We start from the raw sequence: 16,569 nt of genomic DNA, 5'->3' as shown, positions 1-16,569 counted from the left end.
TACACGCAGAAGAGGGTGCTGCCAGCAAACCCAGGGTGCGCCGTGCGCCCCCTAGGTCAGAGGTTCTCAGAGGTACTTCAGCCAGCGAATGTCCCGGCGGCGCGCCTTGAGCCGGGCGAACCATTGCGTGGGCGGGAACAGCAGCACGGCCAGAACCAAGGTCGCTACCCAAATCCAGCCCATCGAATCGAAGCCGAAGTAACGCCCCTGGTTCGCGCCCCAGATAGCAAAGGCGGCGACATAGAACAGCTTCAGCAGATACAAGTGCAGCAGGTAGAAGAACATCGGTGCACTGCCGTACACGGCCAGGGTACGCACCGCACGCCCATCGTTGCGGCGCTCGAAGTAGGCCAGCAACAGCAGGCCGATGCCCAGCGTCAGCGCCAGGAACAGCAGTGACGGCGGATATTTGGTGAGATTCAGCACACTCATCAGCGTCTGCAGCCCGGTTTCTCCAACCGCCCACGGCTTTTCGCCGTAACCATTGACAAAGCGCAGCACCACGAACAGCGCCAGAGCAGCAAAACCGCTACGACGCAGCCATTGCAAACGCTGCTCAGGCACGCTCGCAGCGCGGAACCAGGGGCCGATCACGTAGCCCAGGGCAATCACTCCGATCCACGGCAACACCGGGTAGGAGGTGCGCAGGCGCAGCGCGTCGGAAAATTCGAGCCATCCACGCTCATGCAGCACCGCCCAGGGGATGTGCATGGCCGACTCGACAGGAAAGTGCAGCCCATCGAGCAGGTTGTGCCCGGCCACCAGTACCAGGCCCAGCACTGCCAGCACGGCACGCGGCAGCCACAGCAGCGCAGAGAGCGCCAGCATGCTCAGGCCGATGGCCCAGATCACCTGCAGATAGATCACCGTAGGCGGGATCTGGAAGGTCCAGGCGAAGTTGACCAGGGTGAACTCCAGCAGCACCAGAAACAGCCCGCGCTTGAACAGGAAGGTGCTGGTCGTTGCGCGACTTATCTGCTTCTCGCCGTAGAGAAATGCCGAGAGTCCGGTAAGCAGGATGAACACCGGCGCGCACAAATGCGCCAGAGTACGACTGAAGAACAGCGCAGGATCAGTAGCGGTCACGTCCATCGGGTCGCCGACCTGCTGGTGCAGGTAGAAGGTTTCGCGAACATGATCGAGCAACATGAAGAGGATGACCAAACCACGCAGGGCATCGATCGAAAGCAGGCGACTGGAGGGCATGGAAGGCTTCGCGTAGCACAAGTAAATTAACGTAATAAAATAACATTAATCGAAATATCGATGCACACCGCCCCCATTCGACAAGGGACTCTACCTGCAGCAAAGGAAGAAAAACCTAACCCACCGTCCAGGATGGATTAACCACTTCGAAGTCATCTCGCACCTGAAGTTGCCCGGCAATACCGGGCTACCTTAGAGCAGTCCTAAAAGCCATTGGCGGCCATCCCCCTGGAAAGTGCAGAGAACTGCTGACAACGGACGCGCCATTGGGCATAGTCCGTGCACACTTGTGCGCCCACCGCCCTCTGCTCCCTGAAAGGACTGCCCCATGGCCACCATCCTGGTACTCCACGGCCCCAACCTCAACCTGCTCGGCACCCGCGAACCTGGCGTCTACGGCGCCACAAGCCTGGCGCAAATCAATCAGCAACTGGAGCAGCAGGCCCGCGATGCCGGCCATCACCTGCTGCATCTGCAGAGCAATGCCGAGTACGAGCTGATCGAACGCATTCATGCCGCGCGCCAGGAAGGCGTCGACTACATCCTCATCAATCCGGCCGCTTTTACGCATACCAGCGTCGCGCTACGTGACGCGTTGCTGGCGGTGAGCATCCCATTCATCGAAGTGCACCTGTCCAACGTGCACAAACGCGAAGCCTTCCGCCATCACTCCTACTTTTCCGATGTTGCCGTCGGAGTGATCTGCGGCCTGGGCGCCAGTGGTTACCGCCTGGCCCTGGATGCGGCAATCGAACAACTGGCCGCGCGCTGAAACGCTACAGCGCCGCCACTACCGTTAAACCTGAGCTTGGGAGTCAACCGCCATGGATATTCGTAAAGTCAAGAAACTGATCGAGCTGCTGGAAGAGTCCGGTATCGACGAACTGGAAATCCACGAAGGCGAAGAATCGGTACGCATCAGCCGTCACAGCAAAGTGCCGGCCCAGCAGGTCTATGCGGCAGCACCGGTTGCCGCGCCTGCTGCACCGGCACCGGCCGCTGCAGTCGCACCCGCTGCAGGCGACAGCGCCCCGGCGGCGCCCAAGCTGAACGGCAGCGTCAGCCGCTCGCCCATGGTCGGCACCTTCTACCGCGCCGCCTCGCCGACCTCGCCAAACTTCGTGGAGGTCGGCCAGAGCGTGAAGAAGGGCGACGTGCTGTGCATCGTTGAAGCCATGAAGATGATGAACCACATCGAAGCCGAAGCCAGCGGCGTGATCGAGTCGATCCTCGTGGAAAACGGCCAGCCGGTTGAGTACGACCAGCCCCTGTTCACCATCGTCTGATGCCTGGGGAACCTGCAATGCACAAGCTGGAAAAAGTCCTGATCGCCAACCGTGGCGAAATTGCCCTGCGCATCCTGCGTGCCTGCAAGGAAATGGGCATCAAGACGGTGGCCGTGCACTCCACAGCCGACCGCGATCTGATGCACCTCAGCCTGGCCGATGAGTCGGTGTGCATTGGCCCGGCGGCCGGCGCGCAGTCCTACCTGAACATCCCGGCGATCATCAGCGCGGCGGAAGTCACCGGCGCCACGGCGATCCACCCGGGCTACGGCTTCCTCGCCGAGAACGCCGACTTCGCCGAACAGGTGGAGAACTCCGGCTTTGCCTTCATCGGCCCGAAAGCCGAGACCATCCGCCTGATGGGCGACAAGGTCTCCGCCAAGGACGCCATGATCAAGTCCGGTGTACCGGTGGTACCGGGCTCCGACGGCCCGCTCCCGGAAGACGAAGGCGAAGCCCTGCGGATTGCCCGCGAAGTGGGCTACCCGGTGATCATCAAGGCTGCCGGCGGTGGCGGTGGCCGCGGCATGCGCGTGGTGCACAAGGAAGAAGACCTGATCAAGTCGGCCAAGCTGACCCGTACCGAAGCCGGTGCCGCGTTCGGCAACCCGATGGTCTACCTGGAGAAGTTCCTCGGCAATCCGCGCCACGTGGAAGTCCAGGTGCTGTCCGACGGCCAGGGCAACGCCATCCACCTGTATGACCGCGACTGCTCGCTGCAGCGCCGCCACCAGAAGGTCATCGAGGAAGCGCCCGCCCCGCAGATCGACGAAAAGGCCCGCGCCGAAGTGCTCAAGCGCTGCGTGGATGCCTGCATCGAGATCGGCTACCGCGGCGCCGGCACCTTCGAGTTCCTCTATGAAGACGGCCACTTCTACTTCATCGAGATGAACACCCGCGTACAGGTCGAACACCCGGTCACCGAGATGGTCACCGGCATCGACATCGTCAAGGAGATGCTCAGCATCGCCGCTGGCAACAAGCTGTCGATCAAGCAGGAAGACGTGAAGATCCTCGGTCACTCGGTCGAGTGCCGGATCAACGCCGAGGACCCGGACAACTTCATGCCCAGCCCTGGCAAGGTCAAGCACTTCCACGCCCCGGGCGGCAATGGCGTGCGCGTCGACTCGCACCTGTACAGCGGCTACAGCGTGCCGCCGCACTACGACTCGCTGATCGGCAAGCTGATCACCTTCGGCAAGGACCGCGACGAGGCCATGGCGCGCATGCGCAACGCTCTGGACGAAATCATCGTCGACGGCATCAAGACCAACGTGCCACTGCACCGCGACCTGGTACGCGACAAAGGGTTCTGCAAGGGGGGCGTGAATATTCACTACCTCGAGCACAAACTCGGCAAGAAGTGACGCCGCACTGACAACAGGGGCCGCATAATGCGGCCCCTGTTGTTTGCACGGATGCCTGTCATGTCACTGTCTTCTCTCGGCCAGGCCTGTGCGGATGCCTTCCGTGAGGCCGGCCTGTGCCTGTTGCTGGCCCTGCGCAGCAGCCTGCACCCCACCCTGCTACTCGGTTCGGCAGGGCTCTGCATACTGCTCAGCAGCCTGTGGCTCTGGCTGTTCTACCACTACTTCGAGCTAATCGCGCAACTGGCCGGTGTAGTCGCGACCTTTGTCGTGCTCGGCGCCGGCACCCTGGGACTGCTGCCGGGCCTGGCCAGCAGCGGCCCGGCCACCCTTAGCGGCATGGCGGGTATCGCCCCGGCCATGGCGCTGGCGGCGCTGTATGCCGCAGCCCTGGCGTTGCTCATTCTGATCGCCCTGTATGCCGGTGCCGTGCTGATCAGTATTCGCCTGCTGCTACCCTGGCTGCTCCTGCCCAGGGCCCGCCGCCGCGCACTGCGCCACTACCCGCAACTGCACGGACGCCGCAAACAAAGCGGCCACCCACTGCGCGCCGGGCAATACTATCTGGCGCCCTGGCTGGGCCTGGGCGCCGGCACCTTGCTATGCCTGCTCATCCCGCTGCTCAACGGCGTGCTGTTGCTGGTCCTGCTCGGCTACCTGAACCTGCGTTTCCTGCTGCCCTACACCCTGCATGACCTGGCCAGCGCCGCCGAACAACTGCAGGTGGCCCGACTGCAACGCGGGGCACTGATCGTCTACGGCGCGCTGATGCTCTGTCTGGTTCTGCTGCCGCTGGTCAACCTGTTGCTGCCGGCCCTGTTGGCCAGCGGCACCAGCCATCTGGCCTATCGCGGCCTGCAACGCCTAGATGCCTCAACTGGCGCCTCGCAGGCCGCTCAAGTAAGCTTGAGCGCCGCTTAACAGGCTGCCGCCTCGAGGTTTTTGTCATGCCCTGGTTACAAGTTCGTCTCGCCATCACCCCGGAGCAGGCCGCTACTTATGAAGAGGCCCTGCTGGATGTGGGGGCGGTATCGGTGACGTTCATGGACGCCGAAGACCAACCGATCTTCGAACCAGACCTGGGCACTACGCCGCTGTGGAGCCACACCCATCTGCTGGCACTGTTCGAGGCCGACACCGACCCGGCGGCGCTGCTGGCCCACCTGGCGCTGCTCACCGGCGGCCCGCTACCCGCTCATCAGGTCGAACAGATTGCCGATCAGGACTGGGAGCGCAGCTGGATGGACAATTTCCAACCGCTGCGCTTCGGCCAGCGCCTGTGGATCGTACCGAGCTGGCACCAGCCGCCCGAGCCGCAGGCGGTCAACCTGCACCTCGACCCTGGCCTGGCCTTCGGCACCGGCACGCACCCTACCACGGCACTGTGCCTGGAGTGGCTGGACGGCCAGTCTTTGCACGACTACACCGTACTGGATTTCGGCTGTGGCTCGGGCATTCTGGCGATTGCCGCGTTGCTGCTGGGCGCCAAGCAGGCCTGCGGCACCGACATCGATCCGCAGGCGCTGGAAGCCTCGCGTGACAACGCCACGCGCAACGGCATCGACGCGGCACGCTTCCCGCTCTACCTGCCCGGGGACATGCCCGCAGACACCTTCGACCTGGTGCTGGCCAACATCCTCGCCGGCCCACTGGTGCAGCTGGCACCGACCATCAGCCAGCATGTGCGCCAGGGCGGCTACCTGGTGCTCTCCGGCATTCTTGCCGAGCAGGCCGAGGAGGTACGTGCCGCCTACCAGGCCGACTTCATCCTCGACCCCACGGCGGAAAAGGATGGCTGGGTGCGCATCAGCGGCGTACGTCGCTGAGCTGTTGTCGCTCGGGGCGACAGCCTGCTAGTGAGACAGGGTAGCTTGCAGCTTGCACGCGCTCCTTTCAGACTAGCGCTCCCAATCGTATCGCCGCTTTCTGCACGGACTCGCGCATGACCGACAGTTTCGTCACCCAATGTCCCAATTGCCGCACCAGCTTTCGCGTCAACCGCGCACAGCTGGGCGCCGCCAATGGCGCGGTACGTTGCGGCGCCTGTCTGCATGTCTACAACGCCGCCCAGCAATTGCTCAGCGAAGCCGTGTCCGCGGTCAAGCCGGCCCGCCCTGCGGCACCCGGCACTGCCTCGCCGACAAGCAGCCCGGCGCAACCAGCCGCCAGCCAGTCGCCGGCTCGCACAGCCGTGCCTGCACCTGCACCTGCACCTGCACCTGCACCTGCACCTGCACCTGCACCTGCACCTGCACCTGCACCTGCACCTGCACAGACAGCATCGCCAGGCGTCGCCCCATCCAGCAAGCCTGCCAGCAAGCCTGCCAGCAAGCTGGATACCCTGTGGATCCATGACGACCTGGATCTGGACAGTCTCGATCTCGACGAAGAACTGGCCAAGCTGGAGGCCGCCGAACAGCAACTGTCCCAGGATTTCCTCGCCCTGCGCCCGGCGGCGCCCCCCGCGCCACGCCTGCTCGACGACGCCACAACCGCGCCACAGAGCACGCCCCTGCCAGAACTGCTCGCCGCCGAAGACCAGCAGGCTCTGCGCGACAGCGCGCCACGCGCCAGCTTCCTCGACGACAACAGCAGCAGCGTGGCCGACGAAGCGCCATGCGAAGCGCTACGCGCCGAACGTGACGAGCTACCGAGTGCTGACGAGCCCGCCCAAGCGCTCGACAGCGAACCCGACGAACCGCGCATAGGCCGCCTCGACAGCACCGCAGAGGAGCAACAGGACACCCCGCGCCACGAGCCCTCGTTACGCGCCGGTAGCCTGCTCGACCTGAGCAACGAGCCCTTGCAGCTCGACTGGCAACGCCCCAGCAAGCCATGGGGTCGCTGGATCGGCTGGGGGCTGCTCAACCTGCTGGCTGCTGGCGCCCTGGCCGGGCAATACGTGACCTATCACTTCGCCGAACTGGCCCGCCAGGATCAGTACCGCCCCTGGTTCGAACAACTCTGCCCGGAACTAGGCTGCACGCTGCCCTCCAAGGTCGATATCGAATTGATCAAGAGCAGCAACCTGGTGGTACGCAGTCACCCACAGTTCCCTGACGCCCTGGTGGTCGACGCCATCCTCTACAACCGCGCCTCCTTCACCCAGCCCTTCCCGTTGCTGGAGCTGCGCTTTGCCGATATCCAGGGCCAGTTGCTGGCCAGCCGACGCTTCAAGCCCGGCGAGTACCTGGCCGGCGAACTGGCCGGACGTAGCGAAATGCCGCCACAGGTGCCGATCCGCGTGTCGCTGGAAATCCTCGACCCGGGCACCCAGGCGGTCAACTACAGCCTGAGTTTCCATTCGCCGGAGTGATAGTGCGCAGTACCTGACTGGTTAGTTTTTGTGCAGAACAATCTTTATCCAGTCATCCAGAGCGGGTATCATCGCCAGCCTTTTCGACACCCCGTTCACTCGCACGCATGCCCACAGGCAGGGAAGACCCATGTCGGCGGTATCCATTGGCCCTTACCGGCTGCCCAATCCCCTGATCCTCGCGCCCATGGCCGGCGTCACCGATCAGCCCTTTCGCCGCCTGTGCCGGCGGCTGGGCGCGGGCATGGCAGTTGCCGAGATGGTTACCAGCGACACCCGCCTGTGGCAGAGCCGCAAGACCCAGCAACGGCTCATTCATCGCGACGAAAACGAACCACGCAGCATTCAGATCGCCGGCGCCGACCCGCAGATGCTGGCCGATGCCGCGCGTGCCAACGTTCAGCTTGGCGCACAGATCATCGACATCAACATGGGTTGTCCGGCCAAGAAGGTCTGCAACAAGGCCGCCGGTTCGGCGCTGATGCGCGACGAGCGCCTGGTCGCCGAGATCCTTGCTGCGGTGGTTGCCGCCGTGACGGTCCCGGTCACCCTGAAAATCCGCACCGGCTGGGACCATGACAACCGCAATGCACTGCGCATTGCGAAAATCGCTGAAGACGCCGGCATCAGCGCCCTCGCCGTGCACGGCCGTACCCGTGCCGACCTGTATACCGGCCAGGCCGAGTACGACACCATCGCCACGATCAAGCAGGCACTGTCGATTCCGGTGTTTGCCAATGGCGACATCGACTCGCCGCGCAAGGCCCGCCAGGTCCTCGACTACACCGGCGTCGATGCCCTGCTGATCGGCCGTGCCGCCCAGGGGCGGCCGTGGATATTCCGCGAAATCAACCATTACCTCGCCACCGGCGAGTACCTCCCGACGATCGACAACCGGGAAATCGAAAGCATCCTGCTGGAACACCTGACTGCACTGCACGCCTTCTACGGCGAGCACCTGGGCGTACGCATCGCCCGCAAGCATGTCGGCTGGTATCTGGCAACCCTGCCGGGCGCCGGGGAGTTTCGCGCCCAGTTCAATCGTCTGGACAGTACGGACGCTCAATGCAGCGCGGTTCGCCGGTTTTTCCGCGAACAGAACAACAGGGATGAAGGAGTAGCGGCATGACGACGATGATCGAAACCTTTTTGCATGGGGCCACATCGGTGAGCGACAACATCAACCTGAAACAGCACCTCAAGGCGGTCAGCGACGAAGGCCAGACCCTGCGCGGTAGCGTCGAAAAAGCGCTGCGCAACTACTTTGTCCACCTCGAAGGTGCCTCGGTAACCGACCTGTACAACCTGGTGCTCTCCGAAGTCGAAGCACCGCTGCTGGAGTCGGTGATGCTGTACGTCAAGGGCAACCAGACCAAGGCCTCGGAAATGCTCGGCCTGAATCGCGGCACCCTGCGCAAGAAACTCAAGCAGTACGATCTACTTTAAAAATCGCTGGAGGTTCAAGGCTGGAGGCTGGACGAACAAGCGACACCCTCGTCCAGCCTCCAGCCTCCAGCGTTGCCTACCTTTCGATGGAATCCTTATGACCGATCAAACCACCCGTCTCCCCGTTCGCCGCGCCCTGATCAGCGTTTCCGACAAGACCGGCATCCTTGAGTTCGCCCGCGAACTGGTTGCCCTGAACGTGGAGATCCTCTCCACCGGCGGCACCTACAAGCTGCTCAAGGACAACGGCATCGCCGCTGTGGAAGTCGCCGATTACACCGGCTTCCCGGAGATGATGGACGGCCGGGTGAAGACCCTGCACCCGAAGATCCACGGCGGCATCCTCGGCCGTCGCGCCCTCGACGGCGCGGTGATGGAGCAGCACGGCATCAAGCCGATCGACCTGGTCGCGGTCAACCTCTACCCCTTCGCCGCCACCGTGGCCAAGCCGGGCTGTGAGCTGGCCGACGCCATCGAGAACATCGACATCGGCGGCCCGACCATGGTCCGATCTGCCGCGAAGAACCACAAAGATGTGGCCATCGTGGTCAACGCCAGCGACTACGCCGGCATCCTGGCAAGCCTCAAGGCCGGCGGCCTGAGCTACGCCCAACGCTTCGACCTGGCGCTCAAGGCCTTCGAGCACACCGCCGCCTACGACGGCATGATCGCCAACTACCTGGGCACCATCGAGCAGAGCCGCGACACCCTGTCCACCGCAGAGCGCGGCGCCTTCCCGCGCACTTTCAACAGCCAGTTCATCAAGGCCCAGGAAATGCGCTACGGCGAGAACCCGCACCAGCGCGCGGCGTTCTACGTCGAGGCCCAGCGTGGCGAAGCCAGCGTGTCCACCGCCGTGCAGCTGCAGGGCAAGGAGCTGTCGTTCAACAACGTGGCCGACACCGACGCCGCGCTGGAGTGCGTGAAGAGCTTCGTCAAGCCGGCCTGCGTCATCGTCAAGCACGCCAACCCGTGCGGCGTAGCCGTGGCCACCGATGACGAAGGCGGCATCCGCAAGGCCTATGACCTGGCCTATGCCACCGATACGGAATCCGCGTTTGGCGGCATCATCGCCTTCAACCGCGAGCTGGACGGCGAAACCGCCAAGGCCATCGTCGAGCGCCAGTTCGTCGAAGTGATCATCGCCCCGAAAGTCTCCCAGGCCGCCCGCGACGTGGTCGCTGCCAAAGCCAACGTGCGCCTGCTGGAGTGCGGCGAGTGGCCGGCCGAACGTGCCGCCGGCTGGGACTTCAAGCGCGTCAACGGTGGTCTGCTGGTACAGAGCCGCGACATCGGCATGATCACCGCCGCCGACCTCAAGGTGGTGACCAAGCGCGCGCCGACCGAGCAGGAAATCCATGACCTGGTGTTCGCCTGGAAAGTGGCCAAGTTCGTCAAATCCAACGCCATCGTCTATGCCAAGGGCCGCCAAACCATCGGCGTCGGCGCCGGCCAGATGAGCCGCGTCAACTCCGCGCGCATCGCCGCCATCAAGGCTGAGCACGCCGGCCTGCAGGTGGCCGGCGCGGTGATGGCCTCGGACGCCTTCTTCCCGTTCCGCGACGGCATCGACAACGCCGCCAAGGTCGGTATTACCGCGGTGATCCAGCCGGGTGGTTCGATGCGCGACCAGGAAGTGATCGATGCGGCCGATGAAGCCGGGATCGCCATGGTGTTCACCGGCATGCGCCACTTTAGGCACTAACTGAACAGCCGCTGGAGGCTGAAGGCTAGACGAAAGTGCTGCTCCCTCGTCCAGCCTCCAGCCTCCAGCCCAACGCAGGATTGTAACGATGAATGTATTAGTGATTGGCAGCGGCGGCCGCGAGCACGCCCTGGCCTGGAAAGTGGCGCAGGACAAGCGCGTCGAGAAGGTCTTCGTTGCCCCGGGCAACGCCGGCACCGCCACCGAAGCCAAGTGTGAAAACGTGGCCATCGACGTGCTGGCCATCGAGCAGCTGGCCGACTTCGCCGAGAAGAACGTCCAGCTGACCATCGTCGGCCCGGAAGCGCCGCTGGTGAAGGGTGTGGTCGACCTGTTCCGCTCACGCGGCCTGGACATCTTCGGCCCGACCGCCGCCGCCGCCCAGCTGGAAGGCTCCAAGGCCTTCACCAAGGATTTCCTGGCCCGCCACAAGATTCCGACTGCCGACTACCAGAACTTCACCGAAGTCGAGCCGGCGCTGGCCTACCTGCGCGCCCATGCCTTGAAAAGCGGGGGCGCACCGATCGTGGTCAAGGCCGACGGCCTGGCCGCCGGCAAGGGCGTGATCGTCGCCATGACCCTGGCCGAGGCCGAAGAAGCCGTGCGCGACATGCTCTCGGGCAATGCCTTCGGCGATGCCGGCGCGCGCGTGGTAATCGAGGAGTTCCTCGACGGCGAAGAAGCCAGCTTCATCGTCATGGTCGACGGCGAAAATGTGCTGCCGATGGCCACCAGCCAGGACCACAAGCGCGTTGGCGACGGCGACAGCGGCCCGAACACCGGTGGCATGGGCGCCTACTCGCCGGCTCCGGTGGTCACCCCGGACGTGCACCAGCGGGTGATGGACGAAGTGATCTACCCGACCGTGCGCGGCATGGCCAGCGAAGGCAACGTCTACACCGGTTTCCTCTATGCCGGGCTGATGATCGACAAGAGCGGCGCGCCGAAAGTCATCGAGTTCAACTGCCGCTTCGGCGATCCGGAAACCCAGCCGATCATGGTCCGCCTCGAGTCGAGCCTGGTTCTGCTGGTCGAGGCCGCCCTGGCCAAGGCGCTGGACAAGGTCGAAGCCACCTGGGACCCACGTCCGACCGTAGGTGTGGTGCTGGCCGCTGGCGGCTACCCAGGCGACTACGCCAAGGGCGAGGTCATCGAAGGCCTGGACGCCGCGGCGAAGATCGATGGCAAGGTGTTCCACGCCGGTACTGCACTGAAGGATGGCCAGATCGTCACTGCCGGCGGTCGCGTACTCTGCGCCACGGCCATCGGCCGCACGGTGTCCGAAGCCCAGCAGCAGGCCTATCGCCTGGCCGAGCGGATCCGTTGGGACGGCTGTTTCTACCGCCACGACATAGGCTACCGCGCCATCGCCCGCGAGCAGCAGGACTAACGGGGCTACTCGAACATCAGTGGCTGTGCCATGCTGCCAGCCACTGCGTTCCAGCAAGCCATGCCGCCCAGCGGCGCTTTACCCGGGAAAGGACTCTGATCACCGTGCACTGGCCCAGCACAGCCCTCCGCCTACTTGCCTGCCTGCTGCTCTGTCTGAGCAGCAGTCTGCCGGCCGTGGCCGATGCCCTGCACTGGCGTAGCCTGGTGGACGAACACAACACACTGCAACTCAAGGACATTCGCAGTTCACGCTACCAGGTCCAGTTCAGCGACACCCCGCTGCAGCAGCTTGCCATGCCCGGACGGGACAAAAGCCTCTGGCTGCAGGTCAGCCTGCCGGCCAGCGAGCAGACTCGCTTACTCCGTCTGTTTGCCCCACAACTGCAACAGCTCGACCTGTATCTCGTGCAAGACGACCAGGCACTGCTGCAACTCAGCACCGGTGAGCGCCCACGCCAGCCCGTCAATGCCCAGCCAGGCCCGGACTACCTGTTCAACCTCCCCCCCTTGCAGGCACCCGCCGAGCTGTATTTGCGTCTTGCCGCCAATCACAGCCTGCGCCCTACCCTGCAACTGACAGAAGCCAGCCAACTGGTCGACAGCCAGCCACAGCCACTGCTGCTGGGCATGCTGCTGGGGGCCTGCGTGATGTTGATCCTCTACAACCTGGTGCGTTATGCCTATGCTCGAACCCGCTGCGGCTTGTGGCTGGGCGCCGCACAGGGCGGCTTGCTGCTGAGTTGCGCCAGCCTGTTCGGGCTGCTGCCCGCCCCCCATCCTGACTGGGCCTGGTTACACGCCAGCCTGAGCGAACTGTTGGTGCTGGTTACCCTGGGCTGCAGCCTGATGTTCACCCGCAGCTTTTTCCATCAAGTCTGTGCCGAGCAATACGGCCAGCGCTGGCTGGCGGCAGCCGGCATCATCGTCGCCCTGGCCATGCTGATCCAGGCCGGCGATCTGCTGGCCGAGCAGTGGCTATTCCTGCTGGTGCTACTTGGCACCTTGTGCATGCTGAGCATCGCTGCCAGTCACTGGCGCCATGGCTATCGCCCGGCACGGCTGTTCACCCTGGCACAGCTGTTGTTCTGCAGCAGCTTGCTGATAGCCAGCCCGGCTTTCCTCGGCTACTGGCCCGTATCCAGCGCCACGCTACTCGGCGGCCTGCTGGCCAGCGCCATCGCCAGCCACTTTTTACTCAGCCTGGCGCTCAGCGAGCGACAGCGGCGCATTCTGCACAGCGATTTCAGCCATAGCCGGGCACGCACCGCCAATCGTGCCGAGCTACGTGCCAAAGCCGAGTTCCTTGCACACATCAGCCATGAAATCCGCACCCCGATGAACGGCGTGCTGGGCATGACCGAGCTGCTGCTGGATACCGCCCTGTCTGCCAAACAACGCGACTACGTGCAAACCATCCACAGCGCCGGTAATGAACTACTCGGCCTGCTCAACGAGATACTCGACTTTTCTCGCCTGGAGTCCGGGCAGATCGAACTGGACGAAGTGCAGTTCGATCTCAACGCGCTGTTCGAGGACTGCCTGGACGTGTTCCGCAGCAAGGCCGAACTGCAGCAGGTGGAGCTGATCAGCTTCATGCAGCCGCAGGTTCCGCAGGTCATCAAGGGCGATCCGGCGCGCCTGCGCCAAGCCCTGCTCAGCCTGCTGGAGCATGCTTTCCGGCACACCCAGGGCGGTGAAGTGCTGCTGCTGGCAACCCTCGACGAGCAGACACCGCCCTGCCTGCGCATTACCGTGCAGGACAGCGGCCAGGCCCTGTCGAACGAGGAGCGCCAGGCCCTGCTCGGCGATACGCCGCACAGCAAGGACCTGCTCAGCCACCCACAGTTGAGTAGCCGTCTCGGCCTGGTCATTGCCCGCCAACTGTTGCGTCTGATGGGCGGCGACTTTGGCATCCAGCCTGGCAGCGGACGCGGCAATACCCTCTGGCTGAGCCTGCCATTGCGCCACCCAGCCAGCCAGCCAGCCAGCCTGCTCAGCGGCCCACTGCAAGGCGCGCAGCTGCTGGTGGTGGACGATAACGACACCTGCCGCAAGGTGCTCCAGCAACAATGCAGCGGCTGGGGCATGCAGGTCAGTTGCGCCAGCTCCGGCACCGAGGCACTGGCCATGATGCGCAAGCGTGCCCAGCTCAACCAGTATTTCGACCTGGTGCTGATCGACCAGGAAATGCCCGGCATGTCCGGCCTGCAACTGGCCACACGCATCAAGGAAGACAGCTATCTCAGCCGCGACAGCCTGCTGATCATGCTGACCGGCGTCAGCCAGGCACCGAGCAAGGTCAACGCCCGTAATGCGGGTATTCGCCGGGTGCTGGCCAAGCCCGTGGCCGGCTATACCCTGCGCGCGACCCTCGCCGATGAGCTCAGCCAACGCCCGGCAGCCAGCGAGCAACCCGCCCCCACCGCGCTGGAAATCCCCAGTGACTTCCGGGTGCTGGTGGCCGAGGACAACAGTATCTCGACCAAGGTAATCCGCGGCATGCTGGCCAAACTCAACCTGCAGCCGGATACCGCCAGCAATGGCGAGGAAGCCTTGCAGGCCATGCAGCGCCAGCACTACGACCTGGTCTTGATGGACTGCGAGATGCCGGTGCTCGATGGCTTTACGGCCACCGAGCGGCTCCGCGCCTGGGAAGCGCAAACCGGTGCGCCACGCACCCCGATCATCGCCGTCACCGCCCACGTGCTCAGCGAGCACAAGGAACACGCGCAGGCTGTAGGCATGGATGGCCACATGGCCAAGCCCGTCGAGCTGCTGCAGCTGCGTGAACTACTCGCCCACTGGATAGCGCAGAAACACCCGCCTCAGGCCTGACACGCACCAGCAGCAGGCAGACAGGCCCCAGCGCAGTGCATCCCTCCCTGGCATACCGCCTCTCCCGCCACAAAAAAATCACATAAACCACTGAATTAATTAGACTTTAAAAACCTGGCACTGACCTTGCTCAAGCCATCTTGTCACTTGGATACAAGATGGAATTGCAGAGCATGTCCCACGCCCTCCCAGCCTTCACCCTGCGCGACTGGCAACAGGCCTACCGTAGCCAGCAATTGCAACCCAGCGTGCTCGCAGAACTACTGGCCGCCTGTCGCGCCGAAGATCCGGCCTGGATCAGCCTGGCTAGCGCACAACAACTGCAGAGCCAGCTGGATCAGTTGCAAGAGCGCCTGGCCGCCGTGGATGGCGAAATCAGCCAGCTGCCACTGTACGGCATCCCCTTTGCCATCAAGGACAATATCGACGCCGCCGGCTGGAGCACCACCGCCGCCTGCCCGGAGTTCGCCTATGCGGCCAAGGCCGACGCTACAGTGGTCGCCCGCCTGCGCGCTGCCGGTGCCATCCTGATCGGCAAGACCAACCTCGATCAGTTCGCCACCGGCCTGGTCGGCACCCGCTCGCCGTATGGCGCGGTGCCCAACAGTTTCAACCCGGATTACGTCAGCGGCGGTTCCAGCTCCGGCTCGGCCAGCGTGGTGGCGCGTAGCCTGGTGCCCTTCGCCCTGGGCACCGACACCGCCGGCTCCGGCCGCGTACCGGCGGGCTTCAACAATATTGTCGGGCTCAAGCCAACCAAGGGCTGGCTGCCCAATAGCGGCCTGGTGCCGGCTTGCAAGACGCTGGACTGCATCTCGGTATTCGCCTTGACCGTGGCCGATGCCCTGGCCGTGGCCACCATCGCCGGCGGCTACGACGCTGCCGATGCCTACAGCCGCAAGAACCCCAATAGCGCCAAGGTCGGCATGCCGGCCAAGCCGCGCCTGGCGGTGCCAAGCAATCCCGAGTTCTTCGGCGACAGCCAGAACCAGGCCGTCTATGAGGCCGCCCTGGGCAAACTGCGCGAACTGGGCGCCGAGTTGCAAGAGATTGATTTCGCGCCCTTCCAGCAACTGGCCGAGCAACTCTATTACGGCCCCTGGGTCGCCGAACGCACGGTGGCGCTGGAAGGCGTTGATCCTGCACATATCAACCCGGTGGTGCGCGGCATCGTCGAGAATGGCCACGCCTACAGCGCCTGCGACGCCTACCAGGCCGAATACATCCGCGCCGAACTGAGTCGGAAGATCAATGACCTCCTGGCCGGCTTCGACGCCCTGGTGGTGCCGACCTCGCCAACCCTCCGCACGCTGGCCGAGATGCAGGCAGAGCCGGTGTTGTTCAACAGCCAGTTCGGCACCTACACCAACTTCACCAACCTCGCCGACCTGTGCGCCCTGGCGCTGCCCGCCGGTTTCCGCGATGACGGCCTGCCGGCCGGCATCACCCTGATCGCCCCGGCCTGGCACGACCAGGCGCTGGCCGCGCTCGGGCAACGCTGGCAGCAGGCCAGCGGCCTGCCTCTGGGTGCCACCGGCCAGCCGCTGCCCCAGCAGCCCAGCGACGATACAGCGGCGCCGGGCAGCGTGCGGGTGGCGGTGGTCGGCGCGCACCTGACCGGCATGCCACTGAACTTCCAGCTCACCACGCGCAATGCCGTACTGGTCGAGCAGACCACCAGCGCCGCGCATTACCGCCTCTACGCCCTACCCGGCAGCGTGCCGCCCAAGCCGGGCCTGGCGCGGGTCACCGAGGACGGCGCAGAGATCATCGTCGAACTGTGGGACGTGCCGCAGGCGCGCTTCGGCGAGTTCGTCGCCGAGATCCCGCCTCCGCTGGGCATCGGCAACCTGCAGCTGGCCGACGGCCGCTGGGTCAAGGGGTTCATCTGCGAGCCCTACGCCCTGCAAGGCGCGCGCGACATCACTGCTTTCGGCGGCTGGCGCGCCTATCTCGCCAGCCTGCAAACCGCCAAGAACTGAGGAAGGGATAGTCCATGTTCCAGACCGTACTGAT

General features: G+C 64.3%; 13 protein-coding genes. 12 read left to right on the top strand and 1 reads right to left on the bottom strand.

What is annotated here, in order from left to right:
* Positions 1-66 precede the first annotated feature (66 nt).
* Positions 67-1,206 carry an acetyltransferase domain-containing protein gene (locus CW360_RS13665; RefSeq protein ID WP_101194071.1) on the bottom strand — a complete coding sequence of 380 codons (1,140 nt, stop codon included), beginning with the start codon at positions 1,204-1,206 and terminating at the stop codon, positions 67-69.
* Positions 1,207-1,534: 328 nt separating this feature from the next.
* On the opposite strand from CW360_RS13665, the gene aroQ reads away from it, so the two are divergent.
* The 12 genes from aroQ (at position 1,535) to atzF (ending at position 16,535) form a co-directional block, all read left to right on the top strand.
* Positions 1,535-1,978, top strand: coding sequence for a type II 3-dehydroquinate dehydratase (aroQ, locus tag CW360_RS13660; protein ID WP_093984380.1), 444 nt, complete (start codon positions 1,535-1,537; stop codon positions 1,976-1,978).
* A gap of 52 nt (positions 1,979-2,030) precedes the next feature.
* Positions 2,031-2,492: an acetyl-CoA carboxylase biotin carboxyl carrier protein gene (gene accB, locus CW360_RS13655; RefSeq protein WP_101194070.1), complete on the top strand. Its 462-nt coding sequence runs from the start codon at positions 2,031-2,033 to the stop codon at positions 2,490-2,492.
* Between the two features lie 17 nt (positions 2,493-2,509).
* A complete protein-coding gene (gene accC / locus CW360_RS13650) occupies positions 2,510-3,859 on the top strand; it encodes an acetyl-CoA carboxylase biotin carboxylase subunit (protein ID WP_093984382.1) in 1,350 nt (449 codons plus the stop codon).
* A gap of 60 nt (positions 3,860-3,919) precedes the next feature.
* Positions 3,920-4,780 (top strand): hypothetical protein, encoded by an 861-nt coding sequence (locus CW360_RS13645; RefSeq protein WP_101194069.1) that lies wholly within the window; start codon positions 3,920-3,922, stop codon positions 4,778-4,780.
* Between the two features lie 26 nt (positions 4,781-4,806).
* Entirely contained in the window at positions 4,807-5,685 is an 879-nt protein-coding gene (prmA, locus tag CW360_RS13640; protein ID WP_101194068.1) for a 50S ribosomal protein L11 methyltransferase, read from the top strand.
* 116 nt (positions 5,686-5,801) lie between these two features.
* Positions 5,802-7,175 carry a DUF3426 domain-containing protein gene (locus CW360_RS13635; protein WP_101194067.1) on the top strand — a complete coding sequence of 458 codons (1,374 nt, stop codon included), beginning with the start codon at positions 5,802-5,804 and terminating at the stop codon, positions 7,173-7,175.
* A gap of 130 nt (positions 7,176-7,305) precedes the next feature.
* The gene (gene dusB / locus CW360_RS13630; RefSeq protein ID WP_101194066.1) at positions 7,306-8,304 is read left to right on the top strand and encodes a tRNA dihydrouridine synthase DusB; all 999 of its coding nucleotides are present in this window, start codon (positions 7,306-7,308) and stop codon (positions 8,302-8,304) included.
* On the top strand, positions 8,301-8,621 hold the full coding sequence (gene fis / locus CW360_RS13625) for a DNA-binding transcriptional regulator Fis (protein WP_093984387.1): 321 nt from the start codon (positions 8,301-8,303) through the stop codon (positions 8,619-8,621). Before dusB ends, fis begins: the two co-directional genes overlap by 4 nt.
* A 97-nt stretch (positions 8,622-8,718) precedes the next feature.
* Positions 8,719-10,326, top strand: coding sequence for a bifunctional phosphoribosylaminoimidazolecarboxamide formyltransferase/IMP cyclohydrolase (gene purH, locus CW360_RS13620; RefSeq protein ID WP_101194065.1), 1,608 nt, complete (start codon positions 8,719-8,721; stop codon positions 10,324-10,326).
* A gap of 88 nt (positions 10,327-10,414) precedes the next feature.
* Positions 10,415-11,716: a phosphoribosylamine--glycine ligase gene (gene purD / locus CW360_RS13615; protein ID WP_101194064.1), complete on the top strand. Its 1,302-nt coding sequence runs from the start codon at positions 10,415-10,417 to the stop codon at positions 11,714-11,716.
* A 104-nt stretch (positions 11,717-11,820) separates the two neighbouring features.
* Complete coding sequence (locus tag CW360_RS13610) at positions 11,821-14,553, top strand: hybrid sensor histidine kinase/response regulator (protein ID WP_101194063.1); 2,733 nt, start codon at positions 11,821-11,823, stop codon at positions 14,551-14,553.
* Positions 14,554-14,726: 173 nt separating this feature from the next.
* Positions 14,727-16,535 (top strand): allophanate hydrolase, encoded by a 1,809-nt coding sequence (gene atzF / locus CW360_RS13605; RefSeq protein ID WP_245874723.1) that lies wholly within the window; start codon positions 14,727-14,729, stop codon positions 16,533-16,535.
* Positions 16,536-16,569 lie beyond the last annotated feature (34 nt).

The organism is Pseudomonas fluvialis (assembly GCF_002835605.1).
Taxonomy (GTDB): domain Bacteria; phylum Pseudomonadota; class Gammaproteobacteria; order Pseudomonadales; family Pseudomonadaceae; genus Aquipseudomonas; species Aquipseudomonas fluvialis.
The sequence above is the reverse complement of the archived record's forward strand: the minus strand, read 5'-3'. Positions and strand labels throughout refer to the sequence as shown.

Coding starts and splice junctions, on each gene's coding strand:
- CW360_RS13665 (WP_101194071.1), bottom strand. CDS start 1,206: ATGCCCTCCAGTCGCCTGCTTTCGATCGATGCCCTGCGTGGTTTGGTC.
- aroQ (WP_093984380.1), top strand. CDS start 1,535: ATGGCCACCATCCTGGTACTCCACGGCCCCAACCTCAACCTGCTCGGC.
- accB (WP_101194070.1), top strand. CDS start 2,031: ATGGATATTCGTAAAGTCAAGAAACTGATCGAGCTGCTGGAAGAGTCC.
- accC (WP_093984382.1), top strand. CDS start 2,510: ATGCACAAGCTGGAAAAAGTCCTGATCGCCAACCGTGGCGAAATTGCC.
- CW360_RS13645 (WP_101194069.1), top strand. CDS start 3,920: ATGTCACTGTCTTCTCTCGGCCAGGCCTGTGCGGATGCCTTCCGTGAG.
- prmA (WP_101194068.1), top strand. CDS start 4,807: ATGCCCTGGTTACAAGTTCGTCTCGCCATCACCCCGGAGCAGGCCGCT.
- CW360_RS13635 (WP_101194067.1), top strand. CDS start 5,802: ATGACCGACAGTTTCGTCACCCAATGTCCCAATTGCCGCACCAGCTTT.
- dusB (WP_101194066.1), top strand. CDS start 7,306: ATGTCGGCGGTATCCATTGGCCCTTACCGGCTGCCCAATCCCCTGATC.
- fis (WP_093984387.1), top strand. CDS start 8,301: ATGACGACGATGATCGAAACCTTTTTGCATGGGGCCACATCGGTGAGC.
- purH (WP_101194065.1), top strand. CDS start 8,719: ATGACCGATCAAACCACCCGTCTCCCCGTTCGCCGCGCCCTGATCAGC.
- purD (WP_101194064.1), top strand. CDS start 10,415: ATGAATGTATTAGTGATTGGCAGCGGCGGCCGCGAGCACGCCCTGGCC.
- atzF (WP_245874723.1), top strand. CDS start 14,727: ATGTCCCACGCCCTCCCAGCCTTCACCCTGCGCGACTGGCAACAGGCC.